The 21,332-nt window shown below is 38.3% G+C and carries 22 protein-coding genes and 1 other annotated feature; of the genes, 4 read left to right on the top strand and 18 right to left on the bottom strand.

Annotated features, from left to right (window positions below):
- Positions 1 to 130 precede the first annotated feature (130 nt).
- Positions 131 to 382, bottom strand: a binding site (T-box leader).
- A 56-nt stretch (positions 383 to 438) separates the two neighbouring features.
- The 3 genes from MUN87_RS02425 to MUN87_RS02415 all read right to left on the bottom strand — a co-directional run bounded on the left by MUN87_RS02425 (position 439) and on the right by MUN87_RS02415 (position 2,478).
- The gene (locus MUN87_RS02425) at positions 439 to 615 is read right to left on the bottom strand and encodes a hypothetical protein (protein WP_244746005.1); all 177 of its coding nucleotides are present in this window, start codon (positions 613 to 615) and stop codon (positions 439 to 441) included.
- 83 nt (positions 616 to 698) lie between these two features.
- The gene (locus MUN87_RS02420) at positions 699 to 1,151 is read right to left on the bottom strand and encodes a GNAT family N-acetyltransferase (protein ID WP_244746003.1); all 453 of its coding nucleotides are present in this window, start codon (positions 1,149 to 1,151) and stop codon (positions 699 to 701) included.
- Between the two features lie 187 nt (positions 1,152 to 1,338).
- On the bottom strand, positions 1,339 to 2,478 hold the full coding sequence (locus MUN87_RS02415) for a M20 family metallopeptidase (RefSeq protein WP_244746002.1): 1,140 nt from the start codon (positions 2,476 to 2,478) through the stop codon (positions 1,339 to 1,341).
- A 101-nt stretch (positions 2,479 to 2,579) separates the two neighbouring features.
- Between MUN87_RS02415 and MUN87_RS02410 the strand changes: the two genes are divergently transcribed.
- A complete protein-coding gene (locus MUN87_RS02410) occupies positions 2,580 to 3,023 on the top strand; it encodes a YaiI/YqxD family protein (protein ID WP_244747856.1) in 444 nt (147 codons plus the stop codon).
- On the opposite strand, the gene MUN87_RS02405 is transcribed toward MUN87_RS02410, so the two are convergent.
- Positions 3,020 to 3,169 carry a hypothetical protein gene (locus MUN87_RS02405; RefSeq protein ID WP_244746000.1) on the bottom strand — a complete coding sequence of 50 codons (150 nt, stop codon included), beginning with the start codon at positions 3,167 to 3,169 and terminating at the stop codon, positions 3,020 to 3,022. The genes MUN87_RS02410 and MUN87_RS02405 overlap by 4 nt on opposite strands.
- Position 3,170: 1 nt before the next feature.
- A complete protein-coding gene (locus tag MUN87_RS02400; protein ID WP_244745999.1) occupies positions 3,171 to 3,947 on the bottom strand; it encodes an alpha/beta hydrolase in 777 nt (258 codons plus the stop codon).
- A gap of 280 nt (positions 3,948 to 4,227) precedes the next feature.
- Here MUN87_RS02400 and MUN87_RS02395 point away from each other — a divergent pair, with 280 nt between their 5' ends.
- Positions 4,228 to 4,494, top strand: coding sequence for a hypothetical protein (locus MUN87_RS02395; protein WP_244745997.1), 267 nt, complete (start codon positions 4,228 to 4,230; stop codon positions 4,492 to 4,494).
- A gap of 34 nt (positions 4,495 to 4,528) precedes the next feature.
- On the opposite strand, the gene MUN87_RS02390 is transcribed toward MUN87_RS02395, so the two are convergent.
- The 13 genes from MUN87_RS02390 to MUN87_RS02330 all read right to left on the bottom strand — a co-directional run bounded on the left by MUN87_RS02390 (position 4,529) and on the right by MUN87_RS02330 (position 18,368).
- Positions 4,529 to 5,116, bottom strand: a complete 588-nt coding sequence (locus tag MUN87_RS02390; protein WP_244745995.1) for a hypothetical protein — start codon at positions 5,114 to 5,116, stop codon at positions 4,529 to 4,531.
- On the bottom strand, positions 5,116 to 5,589 hold the full coding sequence (locus tag MUN87_RS02385; protein WP_244745993.1) for a DUF5643 domain-containing protein: 474 nt from the start codon (positions 5,587 to 5,589) through the stop codon (positions 5,116 to 5,118). The genes MUN87_RS02390 and MUN87_RS02385 overlap by 1 nt, the downstream gene beginning before the upstream one ends.
- A gap of 94 nt (positions 5,590 to 5,683) precedes the next feature.
- The gene (locus MUN87_RS02380; protein WP_244745991.1) at positions 5,684 to 6,178 is read right to left on the bottom strand and encodes a GNAT family N-acetyltransferase; all 495 of its coding nucleotides are present in this window, start codon (positions 6,176 to 6,178) and stop codon (positions 5,684 to 5,686) included.
- Positions 6,179 to 6,473: 295 nt separating this feature from the next.
- Positions 6,474 to 7,118 carry an SDR family oxidoreductase gene (locus MUN87_RS02375; RefSeq protein WP_244745989.1) on the bottom strand — a complete coding sequence of 215 codons (645 nt, stop codon included), beginning with the start codon at positions 7,116 to 7,118 and terminating at the stop codon, positions 6,474 to 6,476.
- A 21-nt stretch (positions 7,119 to 7,139) separates the two neighbouring features.
- Positions 7,140 to 8,054 carry a cysteine synthase A gene (gene cysK / locus MUN87_RS02370; protein WP_244745987.1) on the bottom strand — a complete coding sequence of 305 codons (915 nt, stop codon included), beginning with the start codon at positions 8,052 to 8,054 and terminating at the stop codon, positions 7,140 to 7,142.
- A 68-nt stretch (positions 8,055 to 8,122) separates the two neighbouring features.
- Positions 8,123 to 8,431: a putative quinol monooxygenase gene (locus MUN87_RS02365; RefSeq protein ID WP_244745985.1), complete on the bottom strand. Its 309-nt coding sequence runs from the start codon at positions 8,429 to 8,431 to the stop codon at positions 8,123 to 8,125.
- A gap of 650 nt (positions 8,432 to 9,081) precedes the next feature.
- A complete protein-coding gene (locus MUN87_RS02360; RefSeq protein ID WP_244745983.1) occupies positions 9,082 to 9,786 on the bottom strand; it encodes a LutC/YkgG family protein in 705 nt (234 codons plus the stop codon).
- On the bottom strand, positions 9,779 to 11,212 hold the full coding sequence (locus tag MUN87_RS02355) for a LutB/LldF family L-lactate oxidation iron-sulfur protein (protein ID WP_244745981.1): 1,434 nt from the start codon (positions 11,210 to 11,212) through the stop codon (positions 9,779 to 9,781). Before MUN87_RS02355 ends, MUN87_RS02360 begins: the two co-directional genes overlap by 8 nt.
- The gene (locus MUN87_RS02350) at positions 11,212 to 11,937 is read right to left on the bottom strand and encodes a (Fe-S)-binding protein (RefSeq protein WP_244745979.1); all 726 of its coding nucleotides are present in this window, start codon (positions 11,935 to 11,937) and stop codon (positions 11,212 to 11,214) included. The genes MUN87_RS02355 and MUN87_RS02350 overlap by 1 nt, the downstream gene beginning before the upstream one ends.
- 157 nt (positions 11,938 to 12,094) lie before the next feature.
- Positions 12,095 to 14,161, bottom strand: coding sequence for a bifunctional aldolase/short-chain dehydrogenase (locus MUN87_RS02345; RefSeq protein WP_244745977.1), 2,067 nt, complete (start codon positions 14,159 to 14,161; stop codon positions 12,095 to 12,097).
- 116 nt (positions 14,162 to 14,277) lie between these two features.
- Positions 14,278 to 15,537 carry an L-rhamnose isomerase gene (gene rhaA / locus MUN87_RS02340; RefSeq protein ID WP_244745975.1) on the bottom strand — a complete coding sequence of 420 codons (1,260 nt, stop codon included), beginning with the start codon at positions 15,535 to 15,537 and terminating at the stop codon, positions 14,278 to 14,280.
- A 16-nt stretch (positions 15,538 to 15,553) separates the two neighbouring features.
- Positions 15,554 to 16,945 carry a rhamnulokinase gene (rhaB, locus tag MUN87_RS02335; RefSeq protein WP_244745973.1) on the bottom strand — a complete coding sequence of 464 codons (1,392 nt, stop codon included), beginning with the start codon at positions 16,943 to 16,945 and terminating at the stop codon, positions 15,554 to 15,556.
- A 514-nt stretch (positions 16,946 to 17,459) separates the two neighbouring features.
- Positions 17,460 to 18,368 carry an endonuclease/exonuclease/phosphatase family protein gene (locus MUN87_RS02330; RefSeq protein ID WP_244745971.1) on the bottom strand — a complete coding sequence of 303 codons (909 nt, stop codon included), beginning with the start codon at positions 18,366 to 18,368 and terminating at the stop codon, positions 17,460 to 17,462.
- A 576-nt stretch (positions 18,369 to 18,944) separates the two neighbouring features.
- Here MUN87_RS02330 and istA point away from each other — a divergent pair.
- Together istA and istB are read left to right on the top strand one after the other, a co-directional pair.
- A complete protein-coding gene (istA, locus tag MUN87_RS02325; protein WP_244745969.1) occupies positions 18,945 to 20,513 on the top strand; it encodes an IS21 family transposase in 1,569 nt (522 codons plus the stop codon).
- 26 nt (positions 20,514 to 20,539) lie between these two features.
- Complete coding sequence (gene istB, locus MUN87_RS02320) at positions 20,540 to 21,274, top strand: IS21-like element helper ATPase IstB (protein WP_244747855.1); 735 nt, start codon at positions 20,540 to 20,542, stop codon at positions 21,272 to 21,274.
- Positions 21,275 to 21,332 lie beyond the last annotated feature (58 nt).

The raw sequence follows: 21,332 nt of genomic DNA, 5'->3' as shown, positions 1-21,332 counted from the left end.
CATCGGAACGTATGGTATGAATACGTGAGAAGCGGACTCGCAAACCAACGAAGAGATTCGCTGCTTATCATTTGATGACTTTTTGAACAACCTCTTAAACAATAAAAAAATCTCGCCCCCAAGACTGTGTCTTAGGGACGAGATTTAATCGTGGTACCACCCAAATTTGTTAATATATCACTATATTAACCTCTTCAAGTACAGCAACTTTCTGCATATACTCTAGCTCTGTAACAGGAGCTCCTGTCACGCCATCATTTTTAAGGAAATCCAACGCGATACTCAGAGGCTTGTTTCGATAAAGTCATACATACCCCTTTTCAGCAACTGGGGCTCTCTTATATGAATGGCCTTTATTTACTCTTCTCATCAATGTATGTCATTATTAATTTTGTATATATTACCATTTCATCAGAAACATTGCAATACAGATACTTGTTACTTTCTCAGTATGCCTATAAAAACAATGCCAGTGATAATAAATCCTAATATAATCGGGCCTAATAGTTGACTTAGATTTGTATAGGCATCCTGAAAGAGTTGCAGTAATGGTTGTATTTCAAATAAAATTGCTATGATAAGCAGAACTAGAATGGCGATTAGACATTTTCTCATGATCGACACACCACCTTTTATCCATTTAACTGAATTCATTCCATCGTGATGTCTCACTGAATTCCTGTTTTTAGACATTCCCATTAAAAATTCAGCCTTAGCCGAATCATATCGGTGCACCTAATACCATTTTCGTAAATTTCCTGTCGGTAGTTTCGTATAAAAAAATCTTTATCAATGGTATCTAATCTAAATCCACATTTTTGATAAAGTGCTAGTTGATTTATGCTTGAGTTGCCAGTTCCAACTTCAATCGACTTGTATCCAGATTTTTTTGCTCGCTGGATAGCATCCAGTACCAATCGCTTCCCAATACCTTGACCACGATAGTTTATTGCAATAGCGATATTCACTAATTCAACCGTAAGATTCCCTGTCGATATTAACAGATATACACCGATTACCTTTTGGTCACGTTCCAATACATAACATTCGCCATTCTCTACATACTTTAGGACATGGTTTGGAGACGGATCTGCTTCTATCAGTAATTCCATAGGTACTGCTTCTTTTTCAGTTAAACGTCTCACTTCCATTACTCTCTCTCCTTTTACTTGTTCAGTCGGCTATTTCTTATCAGATAATAAAGGAGTACTACGGAGACAATAAGCCCTTCCGACGTTATATATAACAAATAACACGGAAATAGTCGTGGAAGCATCCTTTGTTTCCGTTAAAAATAAAAGCCCGCAATTGAAAAAGCGGACTGATAGACTTATCCCATTAATAGGTTGCTAACTCCTTAATGACATGAGCTAACAATAAGGTGCGCGGTACGAATGAATCTAATTCAAGATATTCACTTTCACGATGAGCTCTTCCACCTACCGGACCCAAACCATCAACCGTTGGAATACTGAGTGCTGAGGTGAACGAAGCGTCCGATCCACCACCTGTTTCCGTGTCCTTAATAAATAAGTCTAACTCATCGCCCACTCGCTTTATAATACGTAACAGCTTTTCGGTTTGTTCTGTTTTCTCCATAGGTGGACGATTAATATCACCTTCTAATTTGACTTTGGTTCCATCTACTTCTGTACTGGCAATGATCGCAGCCATTTGTTCTTTGATTTCTTGTGCCTGTTCCTGTGTACGGAATCGCACATCGATTTGTGCAGTAGCATGGTCAGATACAGTATTAACTGACGTACCACCTTCGATTAAGCCGACATTAACATGGATGCCCTCTTCTTCATCAGTGATCTCATACAATTGAATAATCTTATATGCCAATTCCTCAATTGCACTTCTACCCTTTTCCGGTTCGATTCCTGAATGGGCTGCTTTCCCGATCACCTCTAATGTATATTGTCCTTTGCCTCTTCTGGCTGACACGATCGCTCCGTTTTTGCGGGCTGGCTCCATAACGAGTGCAAATTTTTTGCCAATGGCGTGTTGTTCAATGAGCGCTCTAGAGGTCGGTGAACCAATTTCTTCATCACTCGTTAATAAAATTTCTACTTTTGCACAAGCATCGTTCTGACTATGAAGCAATGCTTTGACCGCATAAATGACGGATACGAGACTTGCTTTCATATCAATCACACCTGGACCATATGCCCGATTTCCCTCAACCTTAAAGGGTCTCGTACCGGCCGTACCTTTTTCAAAAACGGTATCCATATGAGCAAGAATTAAAATGGTTGCTTGTGATGGATTTGCATTTTTGCTAATGATAAAGTGGTTTCCGTGATCAGACTGTTCTACTTTAAGGACGTGAAAGCCTAGTTGCTGATATATGTCACGAAGAAGATAACCGACCTGATTGACTCCTTCTTTATCATAAGAACCACTATCGATATTCACTAATTTCTCTAATAACTGAAGCATTTCATCTCGATGTTCTTCTAGATATCTTTTCATTTATTTCCCTTACTTTCCTTTTATACTAAGAAAATCATACTATAATTTATGTCATTTTGCTATACTATTGATACACTGTTTATAGAAAAAGGAGCGGTATGATGAAAATATTTGTCGATGCAGACGCTTGTCCGGTCGTAGATATCATTATAGAAGAAGCAGGAAAGTATGATCTCAATGTTGTCTTAGTTAGAAGCTACAGCCATTTCTCGATGAAAGACTACCCAAAGCATGTCGAAGTGAAATATGTAGATGATGGTGCAGATGCAGCAGATTACCAAATTGTTAGAATGGTTAGTCATGATGATGTTGTGATTACTCAAGATTATGGCCTCGCAGCATTATGTTTACCAAAAGGGAGTTACGTGATGCATCATATCGGTTTTCGTTACACCAAGGAAAAAATCGATCGCATGCTTCAGGAACGACACCTCAATGCAAAAGCTAGAAAAGCGGGACAACGAACGAAAGGGCCGAAAAAATTTACTGAGGAACAAAAAGAAAGCTTCCGGCGTAAATTCCGAAAGCTGTTGGAAACAGTTTAGTCCTGCTGTTTCTCTTCTTCTACGATCTCTGCAATTCTGCTTACTTGCCAGCGATGTGCTGTTTCATTATTAACCTCATATACTTTGCCTGCCCGTAATAATTCTTTATTATAAGTTGATTGGACAAGCATTTTAACCTTTGTCAATTTACTCACCACTTTCTGCTATATAACCTGATAACCATCTGAGACATGCATTCTTCCAGTCTTTCGTATAATTATGGTCATCTGCAAGGCCTAAACCATGTCGGCCATCCTGATAAATATGCAGTTCATAAGGAATCTGATAACGTTGTAGTGCATCTGCATAATGCAAACTGTTCATTGATATAACTGACTGATCATTCGCCGTTGACCAAATAAATGCTGGCGGTGTCTCACTATGTACCATTTTCTCACACGAATAAGAGTCAATCAATTCTGAGGCAGCACCAGGTCCGAGTAAATTATCTCTGCTTCCTTCGTGAGTAAATTCCCCCATTGTAATCACTGGATAGCAAAGGATTTGAAAATCAGGTCTGGAGTTCAAGTTCTGTACAGCTTGATAACGGTTACTTATGACAGCCGTTAAATGACCACCAGCAGAAAAACCTAATACCCCGACTTTATTATTTCCAGATAAGCCCCATTCTTTACGCTTCGATTTAACAGTTATGATTGCTTCTTGTGCCTGAAGAATGGTCTCTTGATCTTTAATCGGTGCAACTTGATAGCGCAACACACAGGCATGATAACCATTTTCGTTTAACCATTTTGCCACTGGTTCTCCTTCGTGGTACGCTCGATGTCCATATCCACCACCAGGAACTACTACTATAATTGGTGCATCTTGCTCACCATCGATTAAATATGGTGTCAAGCTTGGACATTCTTCATGTAAATACGCTTCATCCCATTTTACCAATGTTTTTTCAATAATTTTCAATGAAACTACCATCCTCTTTACATATTTTATCACGGCGCTAACCGTCCGAAATACCCCCCCACCTCAAGATTCGAAAGATAAATAAGAAGCTAAGCGGGGGATAAACGGACGATAATTTCCTGATAAGTTTAGCTAGCAATCAGTGGGGATCAAAACTCCCGCTAATTAAAGTCTCACTTTATTTTTATAAAAATAGGTGAATACCCCTATCCTAAATTGTACCCGTTGCATAGGCTACTATCAAGTGATGAAAGAATCCAGTCAGAGAGGAGAATGCATTATGCATCATCACCAGTTCGAGATGGCACCACCTCATTTTCGCCATCCACAACAGCCGTATCAAGATGAACGATTCTTCGGACCAATCGGACCACTAGGCGCTGGGTTGTTAGGATTTGGCCTTGGCTTCTTGGGAGGAGAGTTAGCAGGACCTCCAGGGCCATATCCATACCCGCCTTATTATAACTATCCACCATACGGTCAACCTTATGGACCGCCTTATCCACCGTATTGTCCAGGACCATACTGCGGACCAGGACCGTATTAAGATGAAATTAGTGCTTAGAGGTCTCTTCTAGGCACTAATTTAGTTTTTCCTGATATAATATCTTACCATTTTTATCTAAACCTCTTATTGCTACTATAAATGAGTTCTTGGCTTCCCAATTAATGAGAAACATACCCTCATCATTCACCTGGTCTCGATATGTCTGGATATCATCTTCCGCTTTTTTATTCGTTTGTTGCTCTTCTGTATGTACATCCACTTCTATATCTGTAACTTGTGGATTATTTTTAATACCATAACAACTATACACGACTGCATCCCCTGCCTGTGAACCTGATTGTCCATAGGAAATGGCCTCGGACTCATCTATCGGGACACCGCCGACATCAGAGTCGAAACTCCACAGAAAACCGTAATTCCTTTTTACAGAAGTGAGAGAAAACCAATCTTTATACTTCCCTAAATAAAATCTCATATTCTCGAAGTCTCTTACTTCCGAGATTTCTGAAGGACCATAATCAAACGTTTTCTCCGATTGCTTCATTGCCTCTTCAGCAGAAAAATGTATATGTTCAAAAAAAGACGAAAAAAATAAGCTTACACATAGTAATAGCATAGCCACTATCCACTCGATAACTGATTGCCAATTCCACTCTTTCATCACTTACCCTCCTCTCCGTTCAGAGGGATTTCTATTTCAAAGAAGCGATCATACCATTTATATTGAACAAAGACACTTTGTGCACCTAATGGAATAGGTTCAAAACCAGAAACATTACTGGTCATTTTACTATTACCAGTACTCCTTGCACCATTATAAGCATAGACGTTGCCTTTTTCATCTTTTAATTGTAATCTCGAGGAAGAGAAATGCCATCCTGTCTCGGCAGATTTCACTTTATAAATGATCGTTGTATTACCTTTCATTAAAATCAAATGTTTAAGATAAAGCGTTTGATTATTCAAAGAAAAGCTTTGATCGATTTTATAATGGACTGCCTCGCCAGCTGCTATTTTATTTTTTATGTTGTCTGGAATCTTTACTGGAATTAAACCAATTATAATTGCAAAAATTTCTGGCAGCAGCAATATTATACTAATAATTATTATGGATCTTCTTATGATTTTCCCCATTTACATAAACCTCACCGTCTTTTCATATGTCTACCAGTTTAACACATGTTTACATTTAATTGGGAGGTTTTGGGTAAGTGTTCCTTACAATTAGTTATAAAAGCTTCGCCATATAATACTCATCGATAAATTCTCCATTAATCCTTAAAGAATCTTTTTTTGTTCCTTCCACTTCAAAACCCATTTTCTCATATAATGATATAGCGTGTTTATTTTTTGTTACTACAGTTAATTCGAGCCTATGTATGGCGTGTTCATTGGCCCATTCTACTAATTTATTTATGAGCAAACTGCCAATCCCTTGCGCTCTAAATTTATTCAGCACACCGATAACGATATAAACGGTATGCTTATTTCTATTGGCATTTCCGCCTATTGCCATTATATATCCTGTCAGTTTTTCCTCTTCTGCCACAAATATTGTTGCGTTTCCTTTATTTAAAAAATCTTCTATAACATTTGATTGACTGGAAGTGTTTACTTCTCTTTCTCCAGGCTCCCACAGAATATATTGCGCTTCCTGTTCCACTTGATTTATCAATTTAGCGAATGGCTCTGCATCTGATCGTTTGATTTCTCTAATTAGCATTTTCTTCAGTACCTCCCTAACCAGCGTAATGATAAATAAAGATTCCTGTAATACGGATTATATTAGCCCCCTTTAGACCATTTTGAACTATTATTTGTGGTATGATAGCTTCTATCAACCACTTTTCCTCTTGCGGGGCATATTTCCAGAGTCTTGCCAAACAGATAAACTAAATAGAAAGCAACTTTAGCATCCTTTACTTCTGTCATTGGGTCTATAACATAATTATATCCTTCCCTTCTGTACAAGAAAAGGAGATTAACTCCGTTTAGGAATTAACCTCCTTGCATGTTGATTATAAGTTTTTAACTGCCTCTTCAATATCCGTGTCGCCATTGATCAAATCAAATGACTGATTAACTGCATTGTCTGAAAGCAGACTTGCAATAATCGTATCCGCAACGTCTTCACGTGTGACAGATCCTGGTTCCAGGTTTTCTGCTATGCTAATTTTACCTGTACCAGCATCATTTGTTAATGCGCCAGGACGAATAATGGTATGATCAAGCTTGCTTTCCTCTAAGATACGGTCTGCGTGATGTTTAGCGACAAAGTAATGCTTAATCTGCTCACTCCAATTATTACGGTTATGTGCTTGGAAAGCACTTACCATAACGAATCGTTTCACACCTTTGTTTACTGCTGCTTCTACCGCTTTGGCCGCACCATCAAGGTCTATCAATAGCGTTTTATCAGCGCCTGTTTTCCCACCGGAACCGGCAGCAAATACAACTGCATCGATACTATCCATTGCATCTTCTATATCTGCTACGCTTCCTTCAAGATCAACAAGTGTTGTTTCTATACCTTGTCCTTGGAATTTTTCTACTTGTTCTTGTTTACGGACCATTGCGACAGGATCCGTACCTTGCTGTGTATTTAATTTCTGTACAACATGGGTACCAATTTGTCCATTTGCTCCAATTACTAAAACATTCATCTGAAAAACTCCTCCTGTTGTTTAGAATAAATGCATACTCAAATACCGCTCTCCTGTATCCGGCGCAATACAAACAACTTTTTTACCTGCTCCAAGTTTTTTTGCAACCTGAATAGCTGCAAATACAGCTGCACCGGCAGAAGGACCAACGAAAATACCTTCTTCCGCTGCTAATCGTTTAAACGTATCAACAGCATCATTGTCAGCTATTTGAATAATTTCATCATATACGGCTGTATTGAGAATGTCTGGGACAAATCCTGGACTTGTCCCTACTAGTTTGTGTTTACCCGGCTTACCACCAGATAAAACAGGAGATCCTTCGGGCTCGACAACTGAAATATGTATATTGGGCAAATGCTCTCTCAATGTCTCACCGGTTCCAGTAATTGTTCCACCAGTTCCAGCAGTCGCTACAAATCCATCCAAATTATAATCCATCTGCTCTAATATTTCCATTGCTGTTGTTGTTCGGTGAATAGCCGGATTCGCTATATTTTCAAATTGTTGTGGCATGAAACTATCCGGTATTTCTTCGACTAATTCTTTCGCTTTCTGAATCGCTCCTGGCATTTTTTCTGAGCTAGGTGTTAAGACTACTTCCGCTCCATATGCTTTCAAGATATTGATTCGTTCTTTTGTCATATTGTCTGGCATAACTAAAATCGCTTTGTATCCCCTAGCAGCAGCTGTCATAGCTAGTCCGATCCCAGTGTTACCACTAGTCGGTTCAATGATCGTTGATTTTTCTGTAAGCAATCCTTCTTTTTCCGCTTCCACAATCATATTATAGGCAGCACGATCCTTCACACTTTTCGAAGGATTAAACATTTCTAATTTCACATAAACCTCAGCGGCATTTTCTGGTACAATTCGATTTAATTTCACGATCGGTGTATTTCCGATCAAGTCTGTCATATTTTCATAAACATTCATGGATTTACTTGAACCCCTTCCTATTACCTCTACCAATATCATATCAATCAGAAAAGGAGAAATCCAATCTAGAGTCCTTTTCCACCTTCTACAGCAAAAGTATTGATTCGTTGCACATCTTTTATAATTGGTTTTGCTTTTGCAATTAATTTCTGGTTTACTTCATGTGATAACGAGGCTTTGTGAGCATTAACAGAACGCCAAATTTCATAAACGTAAACTGCTTCAGGATTTTCTTGTGCCATTTGTACGACATATACCTTACAATCATCAATGAGTTCCATTGATGTTGCCGCTTCTAGCAAAATACCTCTCAGCTTTTCCTGTTCCCCGTTATTAGCTGTAAATTCTGTCAATAAACCAAATTCACTCATCATCGATTCCACCTTTTTCACTAATTTGTTTTTACATTGAAAACAATATGCTATATACCAAGGTGATAATATTATCTTAACACAATTCAAAATGGTCGTGTAAGTATTGTTGCTACCATAAGAAAAAACGGGCATAAACCACCCGGTCCTAATTGACTTAATTAATAAACAACTTCCTATAATATGGATTATGTTAACAAAGGCTGTATTTCATCAATTATGGTGTAAATCTTGCAGATAGTGCTTCATATCCTAGCTGTCGCATAAATTGTGGAACTATACATCAGCGTAGGCCAACCACGTAGACTCCCGCGGGATTGTGCAGGTGCTGGAGATCCACAACGTCTGCACCTGCGTCTTCTAGTAACGCTTCGAAGTAGGCTTCCTCGGTGCAAGGCAGAGAGAAGTGATTCGTGTAGTAGCCTAGCTTCAGCCGTGCCCCGCAGGACGCGGAGTGGTTGGACGGAGCGGTATCATACCACATGAATCATTTCAAAATTACCACTAAGCATAAAGCAGCTAGCATTACATAATCCGTATTATAAGAACTCAGCTTCATGTTCAATATGTGTTGTGACTGTACTATAATGTTTTCTAAACTTATAAAAAAAGAGCAGTCTTCTCCCATTTCAAAGAGGACTGCTCTACGATTATTATAGATCATCTACTACAATATATGCGGTGTGAATCGGTCCATGTACACCAACTACTAAGTTCATCTCAATATCCGCACTATTACTCGGACCTGTGATGAAATTAATGCAGGATGCAATATCTTTTCCATCTTCCGCTAACTCATGAATCAAATCAGTAGCTTGTGTCATTCGTTTCACAATTGAAGACTTTGGCACAATTGCAACATAGTTCGTCGGGAGTAAGCTGATCGAACGTCCCTGGAATTTCTCATTTAACAAAACGACCGTTCCTGATTCAGCCAATGTCATATCACTGAACGTAATCCCGATGTCTGCTTTTTCCGCAAATTCTACAGATCCTTCTCTATTCTTGTTATCCCATTTGCAGGAATCAAGTTCTTGGATGTACTTGTCTAGTCCAACATTGCTAAATCGAGAATCATCAGGATATATAACCGATGATGATGCATATTGTTCCATAATGGAGGAAATCGTATCTGCTAGTCCGTTCTTAGTGGTTTGGAAAAAATCAGTGTGAATTTCCTTACACTGTTCCTCCAATACTGTTACTAGCTGATCCTGATCATATCCCTCTAACACGTTCTTTTGAGGGGTTACTGACCACTGGGGTTTCTCAATCGGTTTCTCTGCTGAAATACCTCCAATTTTCTCGCGGATATTAGCAAGAAATGAGTCTCGATTTGTAATACTTCCTTTAGGCATTGTTGTCACCTCGCTTCTCGCGATTAGCAAACCAGTCGCGGAATCGTTCATTTGCCGGCATCGGAAAATCTCTGGCATGGGTCCAATGTTTTAATGGACCAGGTCCTTTAGAGATTACATTATTTTTGGCGAAAGGTGTCGTAAGAAACGGCGCCATCTTCGTCGCTGTTCGATAAAAATTGGCAGAATGCATTACTTGTTCAAAACCTTTCATGACAAAACGCTCTGCTAATGGTGTTCGTTTTTCCTCTTCGACTATTTTCTTACGGTGCATAATTAGCTGTTCATGTAATGGTATTTTAACAGGACAAGCTTCTGTACACGCTCCACATAAAGAAGAAGCATAAGGCAATTCTTTGTACTCATCATAATCCGATAATAACGGTGACAACACAGCACCAATTGGACCCGGATAAATCGAACCATAAGCATGCCCACCCACATGGCGGTACACAGGACATACATTGATACAGGCCGCACAGCGGATACAATGTAACGCTTCCTGAAATTCTGTTCCTAGAATTTTTGAACGGCCATTATCTACAATAACAAGGTGAAATTCTTCAGGACCGTCTGCTTCCTCTTCTTGTTTCGGACCTGTTAATGCTGTTATATAACTTGTCAGCTTCTGCCCAACTGCTGCTCGCGTAAGTAAACTAACGACAATATCTAACTCTTCCCAGCCTGGCACAATCCGTTCCATTCCCATTACAGTAATTTGTGTCTTGGGAAGGGTAGAAACCATCCGGGCATTTCCTTCATTGGTTACTAAAGCAAAGGAGCCGGATTCTGCTACTGCAAAGTTACAGCCAGTAATACCTAAATCAGCCTCTAAAAATTCCTCACGGAGTTTTTCGCGTGCAAATAATGCTAATTCTTCCGGTTTTTCTGATTTTAGATAACTTAATTTTTCTTTGAATACATCACGAATTTGCTCTTTATTTTTGTGAAGGGCTGGCGCAACGATATGCGATGGCGGATCATGATCATCGATTTGCAGGATATATTCTCCTAAATCGGTTTCAATTACTTCACAACCCATTTCCTCTAATGCTTCATTCATCGAGATTTCTTCGGTCACCATCGATTTGGATTTCGCGATTTTCTTCGCATCTTTCTCTTTAGCTACCTTTTTAATATATTCATTTGCCTCTTCGCCAGTTTCCGCAAAAAAGACATGCCCACCTAATTCAGCGACTTTCTCACTCAACTGGTGCAAATAGTAATCTAAATGCTCAATCGTATGACTGCGTATTTCCGAACCTAGTGTTCTCCAGTCTTCCCAATCACCTAATTCTTCTGACGCGGTTTCTTTTTTGTCCCGTAGTCTTCCTTGAGCGGAACGGACAGCACCACGCATGAAATCATCTTCTATCCCTTTTGATACCCGTTTTTTAAAGTCTTTTTCCCCAATGTGCATCGGCATTATGCGTCACCTCTGCTATTTAATATTTCTGCAATATGTTTTACTTCGACCGGACTTCCATTACGAGACATTCGTCCACCGATATTCATCAAACAACTGCCATCCGCACCTAATAACAAATTCGCCTTCGTTTCTTCGATGTGGTGTACTTTTTCGTCAACCATCTGTTCCGAAATATCACTCATTTTCACTGAAAAAGTTCCTCCGAATCCACAACAATCATGACGGTTTGGTAAATCAATCATCTCCAGCCCTTTGACATTGTTTAAAAGGCGAAATGGTGCTTCGTTAACCTTCAATAAACGTGTCATGTGACATGAGGTGTGGTAGGTTGCAACAGCATCATAACTGGCACCAACATCTTCCACTCCAAGTACGTCGACAATAAATTGCGTTAATTCATATGTTTTTTCTTTTAACTTAACTGCTCGTTGCTGCCATTCCGAACCTTCTTCAAATAAATGTACATATTCATGAATCATGTACACACATGAGCCAGAGATACCAACAACATACTCCGCATGTTCAAATGTTTCGACCAAATGCTTTGCTACTTCAATTGTTTCTCTCTGATAACCACTGTTGTAGGCAGGCTGACCGCAACACGTTTGTGTTCTAGGAAAATCAACCTCACATCCAAGATGTTCTAGTAATTCGACTGCGGCTTTCCCTGCATTAACATAGAACATATCCCCTAAACATGTGATGAAAAATGATACTTTCATTTGTTTACTCCCCTTTTAGGAACATCGCAATCCTCTTGCAATCTATTTTAACAGCTATCCGCTAATAAGAGAATGGATAAACCCTCTAAAAAGAGAGTTTATCCATTTCCAATCATTATCCTTAGCTAACTGCTTAGTAAGACCATGTAATCTCACATTATCTAGTGAAGGCTGCTGCTACCCCACCGTCAACCGTTACCATACAACCAGTTGTTTTGGCTGCTTTGGAGGATGCTAGGAATGCAATTGATTCTGCAATATCCTCTGGTAAAATATTCACATTTAAAATCGTGCGTTTACGATAGTGTTCTTCTAAATCATCTGTTCCGATTCCGTAAGAGGAAGCACGTTCTTTCTTCCAAGAGGAATCCCAAATTTTAGATCCTCGGATAACAGCATCTGGTAATACAGAGTTAACACGGATTCCAAGTGAACCACCATCTGCTGCGATTGTTCTTGCTAAGTGAACTTCAGCAGCTTTTGCTGTACTGTATGCTGCTGCATTTTTTCCAGCATAAATAGAGTTTTTAGAACCGATAAATACCATGCTTCCGCCGATTTCCTGTTCTTTCATCAGCTTGAACACTTCACGTGCTACTAAGAAATAACCAGTTACTAATACATTAATATTTAAATTCCATTGATCCATCGTTGTTTCTTCAAATGGTGCAGAGCTAGCTAAGCCTGCGTTATTTACTAAAATATCGATTCCACCGTACTGTCTGATCGAAGTTGCTAATGCTCCCTGCACTTCTTCTTCCTTTGTTACGTCCATCTTGACAGCAAGTGCTCGGTTTGCACCATACTTTTCGTTTACTTCATTTGCAAGGTTCTCTGCACCTTCCAAATTAATATCAGCAATCACAACGTGTGCACCTTCATTAAGCAAACGATACGTGGTAGCTGTACCAATTCCGCCAGCGCCACCTGTAACAAATGCAACTTGACGAGAAAATTCTGCTTCCGGCGGAGCTAAGCTTAATTTATACAACTCTAATGGCCAGTACTCGATCAAATAGGACTCCTCTTCATTTAGCGAAACAAAGTTACCAAGAACTGTCGCACCGCTCATTACTGCAATTGCGCGATGATACAATTGTTCACTAATATTTGCCGATTTCCAATCCTTTCCTGTATTCACCATACCTAAACCAGGAATAAGAATAATACGTGGAGCCGTTTCTACGATTTGATCGCCTTCACTCTTATTTCTTTCAAAGTAAGCAACATACTCTTCTTTATACGCTGCTACACCTGTTTTAATTTGTTCTTTTAATGTATCGATATCACCAGATTGCGGATCCCAGTCAATGAATAATGGAACACGTTTTGTGTGAACTAGATGATCCGGACATGCTGCGCCAACTTGAGAAAGTGCCTCTGCATCTTGACTGTTAACGAATTCTAATACTTGGGCATCATCATTATAAGTTGTGAGCATTTTCTTATCATTGCTAACTTGTCCACGGATTACCGGCATGATTTCTGCAAAAAGATTTTTTCTTTCATCATCAGATAGCGATTGGTATTTTGCACCGCCAAACAGCGATTGCCCTTCCGCTTTTTGATTAATATAGCTTTCAGCCTCGTTAATCACTTCAATGGTTTTGTTGTAGCTTTCTGTCGATGTTTCGCCCCAAGTAACCAGGCCGTGTTTCTCCATAATAACCAATTCTGCATTCGGGTTATTCTTCACGCCTTCAGCGATCATCTTAGACAATTTAAAACCAGGACGGATGTATGGAACCCATACAAAACGATCTCCATAAATTTCTTCAGCAATTTCCTTGCCATTGTCTGCACATGCAATGCTGATAATAGCATCTGGATGGGTATGATCCACTTGCTTAAATGGCAGAAATGCATGAAGCAATGTTTCGATGGAAGAACGTGGATGCTTGGCATCAATCATACAATGAGATAAGTATTCTACCATTTCTTCATCAGACATGTCTTCTCTTTCTAGTAATGGACGAATATCATCTAATTTTAAACCGGTGAAATTATGAGATTTCATCGTAGCTAAATCAGATCCGCTACCCTTCACCCACATGACTTCGATGTCATCTCCTTTAAAGTCCTTTTCGATTGTTTTAGAAGATGTATTACCCCCACCGATATTGACTACGGCGCGATCTGATCCTAGAAGATTAGAACGGTATACCAGTGTTTCTAATCCTTCTCCTTGCGTTACTTGACTATCGTCCCATTTGTTTTGTACCAATGAAATTTCCTCCCCTAGCCATCTTTGTTTTATTTGATTTAGTTGGTTGTTTCTGTTTTCATTATACTACAAAACAAAAATAAATCAACACAAACAAAGGTGGTTACCTGTTATTATTAGCTATTTCGTTTAGATAGAACGTTTGTTTCATAATCTTTCACTTCTTGTAACCAGTTCTCTTGAGCCGGAACTCCCATTTGCTCACAATAATAATCCCAAATCGCACCGAATGGATAGGTTTTAAATTCTTCCATTAATGCAAGACGGTCTGTGAAGTTACCTTCTTCTTGTAACTGTTTTAAATGCTCATTTGGTAAGAGTAATGCATATAACAACGATTTGATCATGTTACGAGTTCCGATTGTCCATGCCGCTACACGGTTAATACTGGCATCAAAGAAATCCAGCCCGATCATGACTTTATCCAACGCATCATTGCGGACAATCTCTAAACCGATTTCACGTAGTTCATCATCAAGAATTACCACGTGGTCACTGTCCCAACGAACCGGACGTGATACGTGCAGTGCTAGTCTATCACTAAATAATAATAAAGATGAAATTTTGTTTGAAATAACCTCTGTTGGATGATAATGCCCCGAATCTAGCAGGCATAGCTTATTATTTTTCATCGCATAGCCCATATAGAATTCATGGGAACCAACAACATATGCTTCAGAACCGATACCAAATAATTTACTTTCTACAGCATCAATGTTTAACGATTCGTCCACATCTGCTGCAAAAATTTCATCTAATGAATCCTTTAGTCGCTTACGCGGTGTTAAACGGTCACTTGGAATATCCTTATAACCATCTGGAATCCAAATGTTATTAAGAGCAGGCTGACCTAATTCACGCCCGAAATATTCGCCGATTTTACGCGATTGAATACAATGCTGAATCCAGAAGTCACGTATCTCTTTATCCGGATGTGCTAACGTTAATCCGTCGGCTGCCTTAGGGTGTGAGAATAAAGTCGGATTAAAATCAAGTCCTAAATCATTTTCTTTTGCCCACTTCACCCAATTTTCAAAATGTTTTGGTTCCAATTCATTACGGTCAACCACTTGCCCATCTGTTTCTGCATAAATAGCATGCAGATTAATCTTATGTTTACCAGGAATAAGCGATAACGCTTTCTCCAAGTCACTACGTAATTCCTCAGGAGTTGTTGCTTTACCAGGATAATCCCCTGTTACATCAATTCCGCCAGATAATTCTTGCTGGTCTACTTCAAACCCGCCAATGTCATCACCTTGCCAGCAATGGATCGAAATCGGTACCTGTTTCAATTTGGCAAATGCATCTTCTACAGATACTCCCCATTTTTCGTATTGTCCTTTTGCTCTTTCAAAATTTTCTTTTACGCTCATCTTCGTCACCTCTCCATTAAAATTTTTGAATATCAAATGAATCATTAATAATTGCTTTTGACTCTTCGATGGAAGTTAATTGTCCAGTCGCCAGCATTTGCGCGATTAAATTACCAATTGCTGTTGCTTCAGATGGTCCTGTAAAAATAGACTTGCCAGAAACCTCTGCTAATTTCTTATTCATGTAATTATTCTTACTCCCACCGCCAATGATATGAATTGAGTTGTAGGTTCGCCCGGTTAGCTCCTCAATTTCTGCAGCGGTTTCAACGTAGCAATCTACTAAACTGTCATAAATACACTTTGCAAATTGCCCTGGCGTTTCTGGCAGCTGCTGATTAGTTTCCTGACAATATTCTTGAATAACTTGTTTCATACTATCCGGACTTAAGAATCGTTGATCATTGACATCCACTTTTGAAGTAAATGCAGCTTCCTGTTCAACGAGCTCCACAAACTCTGCAAAGCTGTACTGCTCCTTATATTCTCTTCTCACCTCTTGTATCATCCAAAGTCCCATAATGTTTTTGAGAAAGCGAATGTTTTCATTGGCCCCACCTTCATTGGTGAAGTTGTACTGAAACGCCTGTGGTGAGCTGATTGGTGAATCATGCTCCACCCCCATTAGCGACCAGGTACCTGAACTAATGTAAATCGTTTCTTGTGCTGGAACGGATACAACTGCAGATGCAGTGTCATGTGTACCAGGTAATACAACATCCAGATTAAAACCAAGCTCTTCCTGCAGTTCATCGGTAAGGGAGCCGATCGACTGCATCGGCATCGTCGGTTCTGAAAATAGCTTATCTGGTATTCCGATCTTCTCAAGAAATGCTTTTTCCCATTGTTGGGTATCTGCATTCAAGAACTGAGTAGTAGTTGCATTGGTATATTCATTTGTTATTTTTCCAGTTAGTAAATAATGAAGATAATCAGGCACCATCAGAAAATATGCTGCTTTATCAAAAATTTTCGGACTCTCCTGCTTTAACGCGTGTAACTGATAGATCGTATTAAAGGGTTGAAACTGAATTCCTGTTTGTTGATATATTTCTTGTTGATCAATAAGCTGAAATACTTCCTCCATGGCTCCATCTGTTCGATGATCACGATAGGCGATGGCATCGGTAATTCTATTCCTATTCTCATCTAATAGCACAAAGTCTACTGCCCAAGTATCAACCCCGACAGTCTGAGGCTGATAATTCATCTCAACACTTTTTCGGAGGCCTGTTTTAATTTCGCTAAATAATCGATCAATATCCCAACACAGGTGTCCATCTTTTTTGATCATCTTATTGTCAAACCGATGAACCTCTTCAAGCAACAGTTGATTATTCTCAAGATAACCAGCGATCACACGGCCACTGGATGCACCGATATCAACTGCTAAATTACATTTTTGCAATAGATTCACTCCTTTATGAAAGCGATTTATACATTAATCATAAACGAATAGAAAATAAGATTTAATATCGAAAATTATTTTTTTATTGTCTTTTTTTGCAACCCCCTACAAATTACCAGGCTTTGCGTTAGAAGCCATTCAGTTTTAAATTACCAACGTATATAAGAAGTCTTACTAAGCTCTATTTTTTAATAAGTGAGTTTCCTCATTATCTTTCTCGGTATAAGAAAAACCGGGCATAGCCGTCCGGTTCTAATTGACATAAATTATTTACAGTTACTTATAATATGGATTATGTTAGCCATCGCTAGCCAAGCATCCATATTGAGATATATAATGTGCTGGAATACCGCTTCAGCCAACCACTCCGCGTCCTGCGGAGCCTATTTTCGAAGCTTTGCTGATCAGTTAAATTATATCAAAATGACCATTCTGCAATACACCCTTTGTTACTTTTTGTACTCATAAAAAAGAGAGACAAGCTAGTGTTTAGGCTGTCTCTCTTTCTGCTTAATTAATAGGAAATTGTTAGATTTGAGGTTACTGGATAATGATCACTTGGAAATTGTCCATTTTTATAATCGTTGATGATTCTCGTTTTATGTGTGAATATGTTACCTTTCCCCAATACCCAGTCTATGCGGCTATCAGGGCCTCCACCTGTTTTATCATCAAAACCGTTGAAAGTGCCGAGGTTTTCATTAATGGTGACATTTGCCGTTTTGAGCAAATCGTCGAAAGGACCTTCACTTGTCAGCGTCTCATATGGAATGCTATCAGGACTCGCGTTAAAATCCCCTGTTAGCAATACTGGCAAATCTGGGTCGAATTCTTTTATCTTTTCATTGATCAATGCCGCACTCTTCTCTCTGGCATTTGCAGATTGATGATCGAAGTGCGTATTAACTACATTGAAGCTTTGATTACTTGCATGATCAAGGAATTTGGCCCAGGTGGCCATACGTGGAATGCTATTTCCCCAACTTGTTGAACCAATTACATTTGGCGTATCTGATAACCAAAAGTGATCGTATTCAAGAGGAGTGTAGCGATGTTCGTTATAAAATATAGCTGAATACTCTCCTTTACTACCTCCTTCTCGACCTAAACCAATCCAACTGTAATGATTTAACGTATTTTCCAAATCGGTTATTTGCTGATAAACAGCTTCTTGGGTACCTATAATATCCGGGTGATTTTTTTGTATAAGTTTTTTAATAGCTGGAAGTCTCTCTTCCCAAGTATGTGGTGACGGATCACTATCATTTAAATACCTTAGATTATACGTCATAACATTTAATTGGACTTCGGAAGATTTTGCAGATTTTTCTGAAGCTGTTAATTTTGATGTACCTAGAAATCCATTACTTACTAATACTGTGATCAAACCGCATAGAAAAATTGAATAAAATACTTTTTTCAACAAGATTCCCTCCTTTTTGTATTACAATTTCAGTGTAACGAATACGTGTAAAGCTAGTATTAATTTCTATTTTCATTTGAATAAAAAATAGACTTTACAGAGGGAATCCCTATTTATCATAGGTTTGAAAGCGAAAATTGAGAATAAGGTTCTATTAAATATTAGTTTTTTGTAAAAATTTCAGATAAAAAAGGCTTATCAAATATTGTATTTTCTTTGTTTTTCTATATTTTTACATTTGATTAGTCGATCACTACTATTAATTGTTTCATTACAGATAAAATCAATTGGTAGTTTGACTAAAAAGTCTTGATTGATGTTACTTTTGTATAACTTCTTGCAATCTATTAGCGATAGATTTTTTCGTAATTCCCGGAAGCTTAGCATGATGTCACCGTCAATTAAACTAAAACAGTTTTTCAACTGTTACTCCTTGTGACTGCTAAACTAAAGTAGACAGTTCTTGCTAGATAAAAAGAAACACTTATTACCCAAATATACCAGCAGAATAAAAGACCCTTCTATTGTATGATGTTTATGTCTTACCAAAAACACATCAATGGGGGAACAGTAAAGGTGGATAAGTGGAAAATGTATATGGAGATACAACAGTTGATTAAACAAGGTTTTAGCAAAACAAAAGTGGCAGAAAAGTTAGGAGTTTCGAGATCAACAGTCTATCGAAACTTAGAAAAGTCTCCTTCGGAGATGGCTGGATGGGTAGAATCCTTAAAAACACGAAGCAAGAAATTAGAACCTTATAAAGAATTAATTCTTTCATGGTTGAGGGAACATTCTGATATGTCAGCTGCACAAGTTCATGATTGGCTACAAGAAAAGCATGAAGATTTAAAGATTGGTGAAAGTACAGTTCGTTCTTTTGTCAGAGAGTTAAGAGAAGAGTATCAAATAGAAAAAGTAACATCACCTAGAGATTATGAAGCTATCCCTGATTTACCGATGGGAGAGCAAATTCAAGTCGACTTTGGTCATACTAAACAAAAAACACATGATAATAGAGATGAAAAGCTTAACTTTATAGCTTTTGTTTTAGCCAATTCAAGATACAAATACAAAGAATGGTTAGATAGACCTTTTACAACACAAGATGTAATTCGGGCTCATGAAAATGCATTTAAATGGTTCGGTGGAATACCAAGAGAACTTGTATATGATCAAGATAGTTTAATAGTGGTAAGTGAGAATGGCGGAGACTTGATATTGACAAAGGAGTTCCAACAATATAAAGAAACTAGAAAACTAAATCTTTATGTTTGTAGAAAAGCTGATCCTGAGAGTAAAGGGAAAATAGAAAATGTGGTAGGTTTTATAAAACATAATTTCGCTAAACATAGAGTGTTTCACAATATCGATTCCTGGAATGAACAGGGATGGCGGTGGTTAAATAGGACAGGCAATTACAAGGTTCATAACACAACAAAAAAAAGACCAGTCGAAGTGTTCTCCTTAGAAAAGCAACACTTACGACCGATCACAAAAGATATAGATCTTATAAACAATTATGAACATAGTATAACAAGAAGTGTCCACAAGAACAATACCATTCGATATTTATCTAACAGGTATTCTCTTCCCCTGGGCACCTTTAACAAGTTTGAAAATGTCTGTATTAAAGAAACGGAAGATAAGGAACTCATTATCTATATTTCTCAAACCGGCGAGATAATAGCAAAACATAAGATCCCAGAAGGTAAAGGCCAGTTAGTCAAAGATCGAAAACACTCACGAGATAGGACGAAAGGTGTAGGTGCGTTTATTGATACTGTTACAAACCAATTCACAGATAAAGAATTGGCTAATCACTATCTAGAAACCCTTCGAGAAAAATATCCTAGATATATAAAAGATCAATTACAAATTATATTAAGAGAAACAAAAGAGAATAATGAGAATATTTTATCAGCAGCACTTAGTGAATGTATCAAAAGGAATTTATACAGTGCGACAGATTTCAGCGATATCGTTTCATACCTGAAACGACAACGCCGAGTCGATGATACAACAACCGATAATGATCAGATGGTGGCACCATTAAATAAAACTTCTGGATGGGTAATGGAGACAGAAGCACAGAAAAGAAAAGTCGATACCTATACTGACATATTGGAAGGTGATGCAGTTTGAGCCAGTTAAATCAGTTACAAGAATTGATGAGAACCCTTCGATTAGCTGAAACAGCTAATCACCTTCCTAAATTAATTAGAGAAGCTGAGGAAAAGGAAGTATCCTTTACTCAGTTCCTCTTAGATGTAACAACTTTTGAGCAAAACCGTAGAGAAGAAAAACAATTGGAAAAACGATTCAAATGGGCGACATTTCCCTTCTATAGCACATTAGAGGAATTTAATATACAAGAACAGAAATCATTAAGCAATAAGAAATTAAACCAGCTTAAGGATTTAACCTGGATAGAACAATTATACAATATTATTCTTCTTGGACCGCCAGGTGTAGGTAAGACCCACCTATCCATTGGATTAGGAATAGAGGCTTTAAACCAAGGTTTCAAAGTAATATTTACAACTATGGGAGACCTAATAAGTGTGTTAAAAACTGAAGAAATTACTAGAAAAGCAAAAACAAGAATGAAAAGGATTAGAGAAGCAGATTTAGTCATTATTGATGATCTAATGTTCATGGCAATGGATAAACAAGAAGCAAATATGTTCTTTCATTTAATTAATGACCTTTATAATCAAGCGTCCATCATTTTGACTTCAAATAAAGGACCAAAAGAATGGGGAGAACTATTAGGAGATCAAGCAATTACAACAGCAATATTAGATCGAATACTGCACCGAGTGGAAATTATTCATTTGAATGAAGATAGTTGGCGAATGAAACATAGAAAAACTATATTTGGTCAACAAAGTGTTTCAAATTAACGAGCAAAAATTGTGTCATTCTACTTGACGGTCACACTCCTCCACTGCGTCAGATTGA

It is taken from the genome of Gracilibacillus salinarum (assembly GCF_022919575.1).
Taxonomy (GTDB): Bacteria; Bacillota; Bacilli; order Bacillales; family Amphibacillaceae; genus Gracilibacillus; species Gracilibacillus salinarum.
This window is presented reverse-complemented; position numbering and strand designations above follow the sequence as displayed.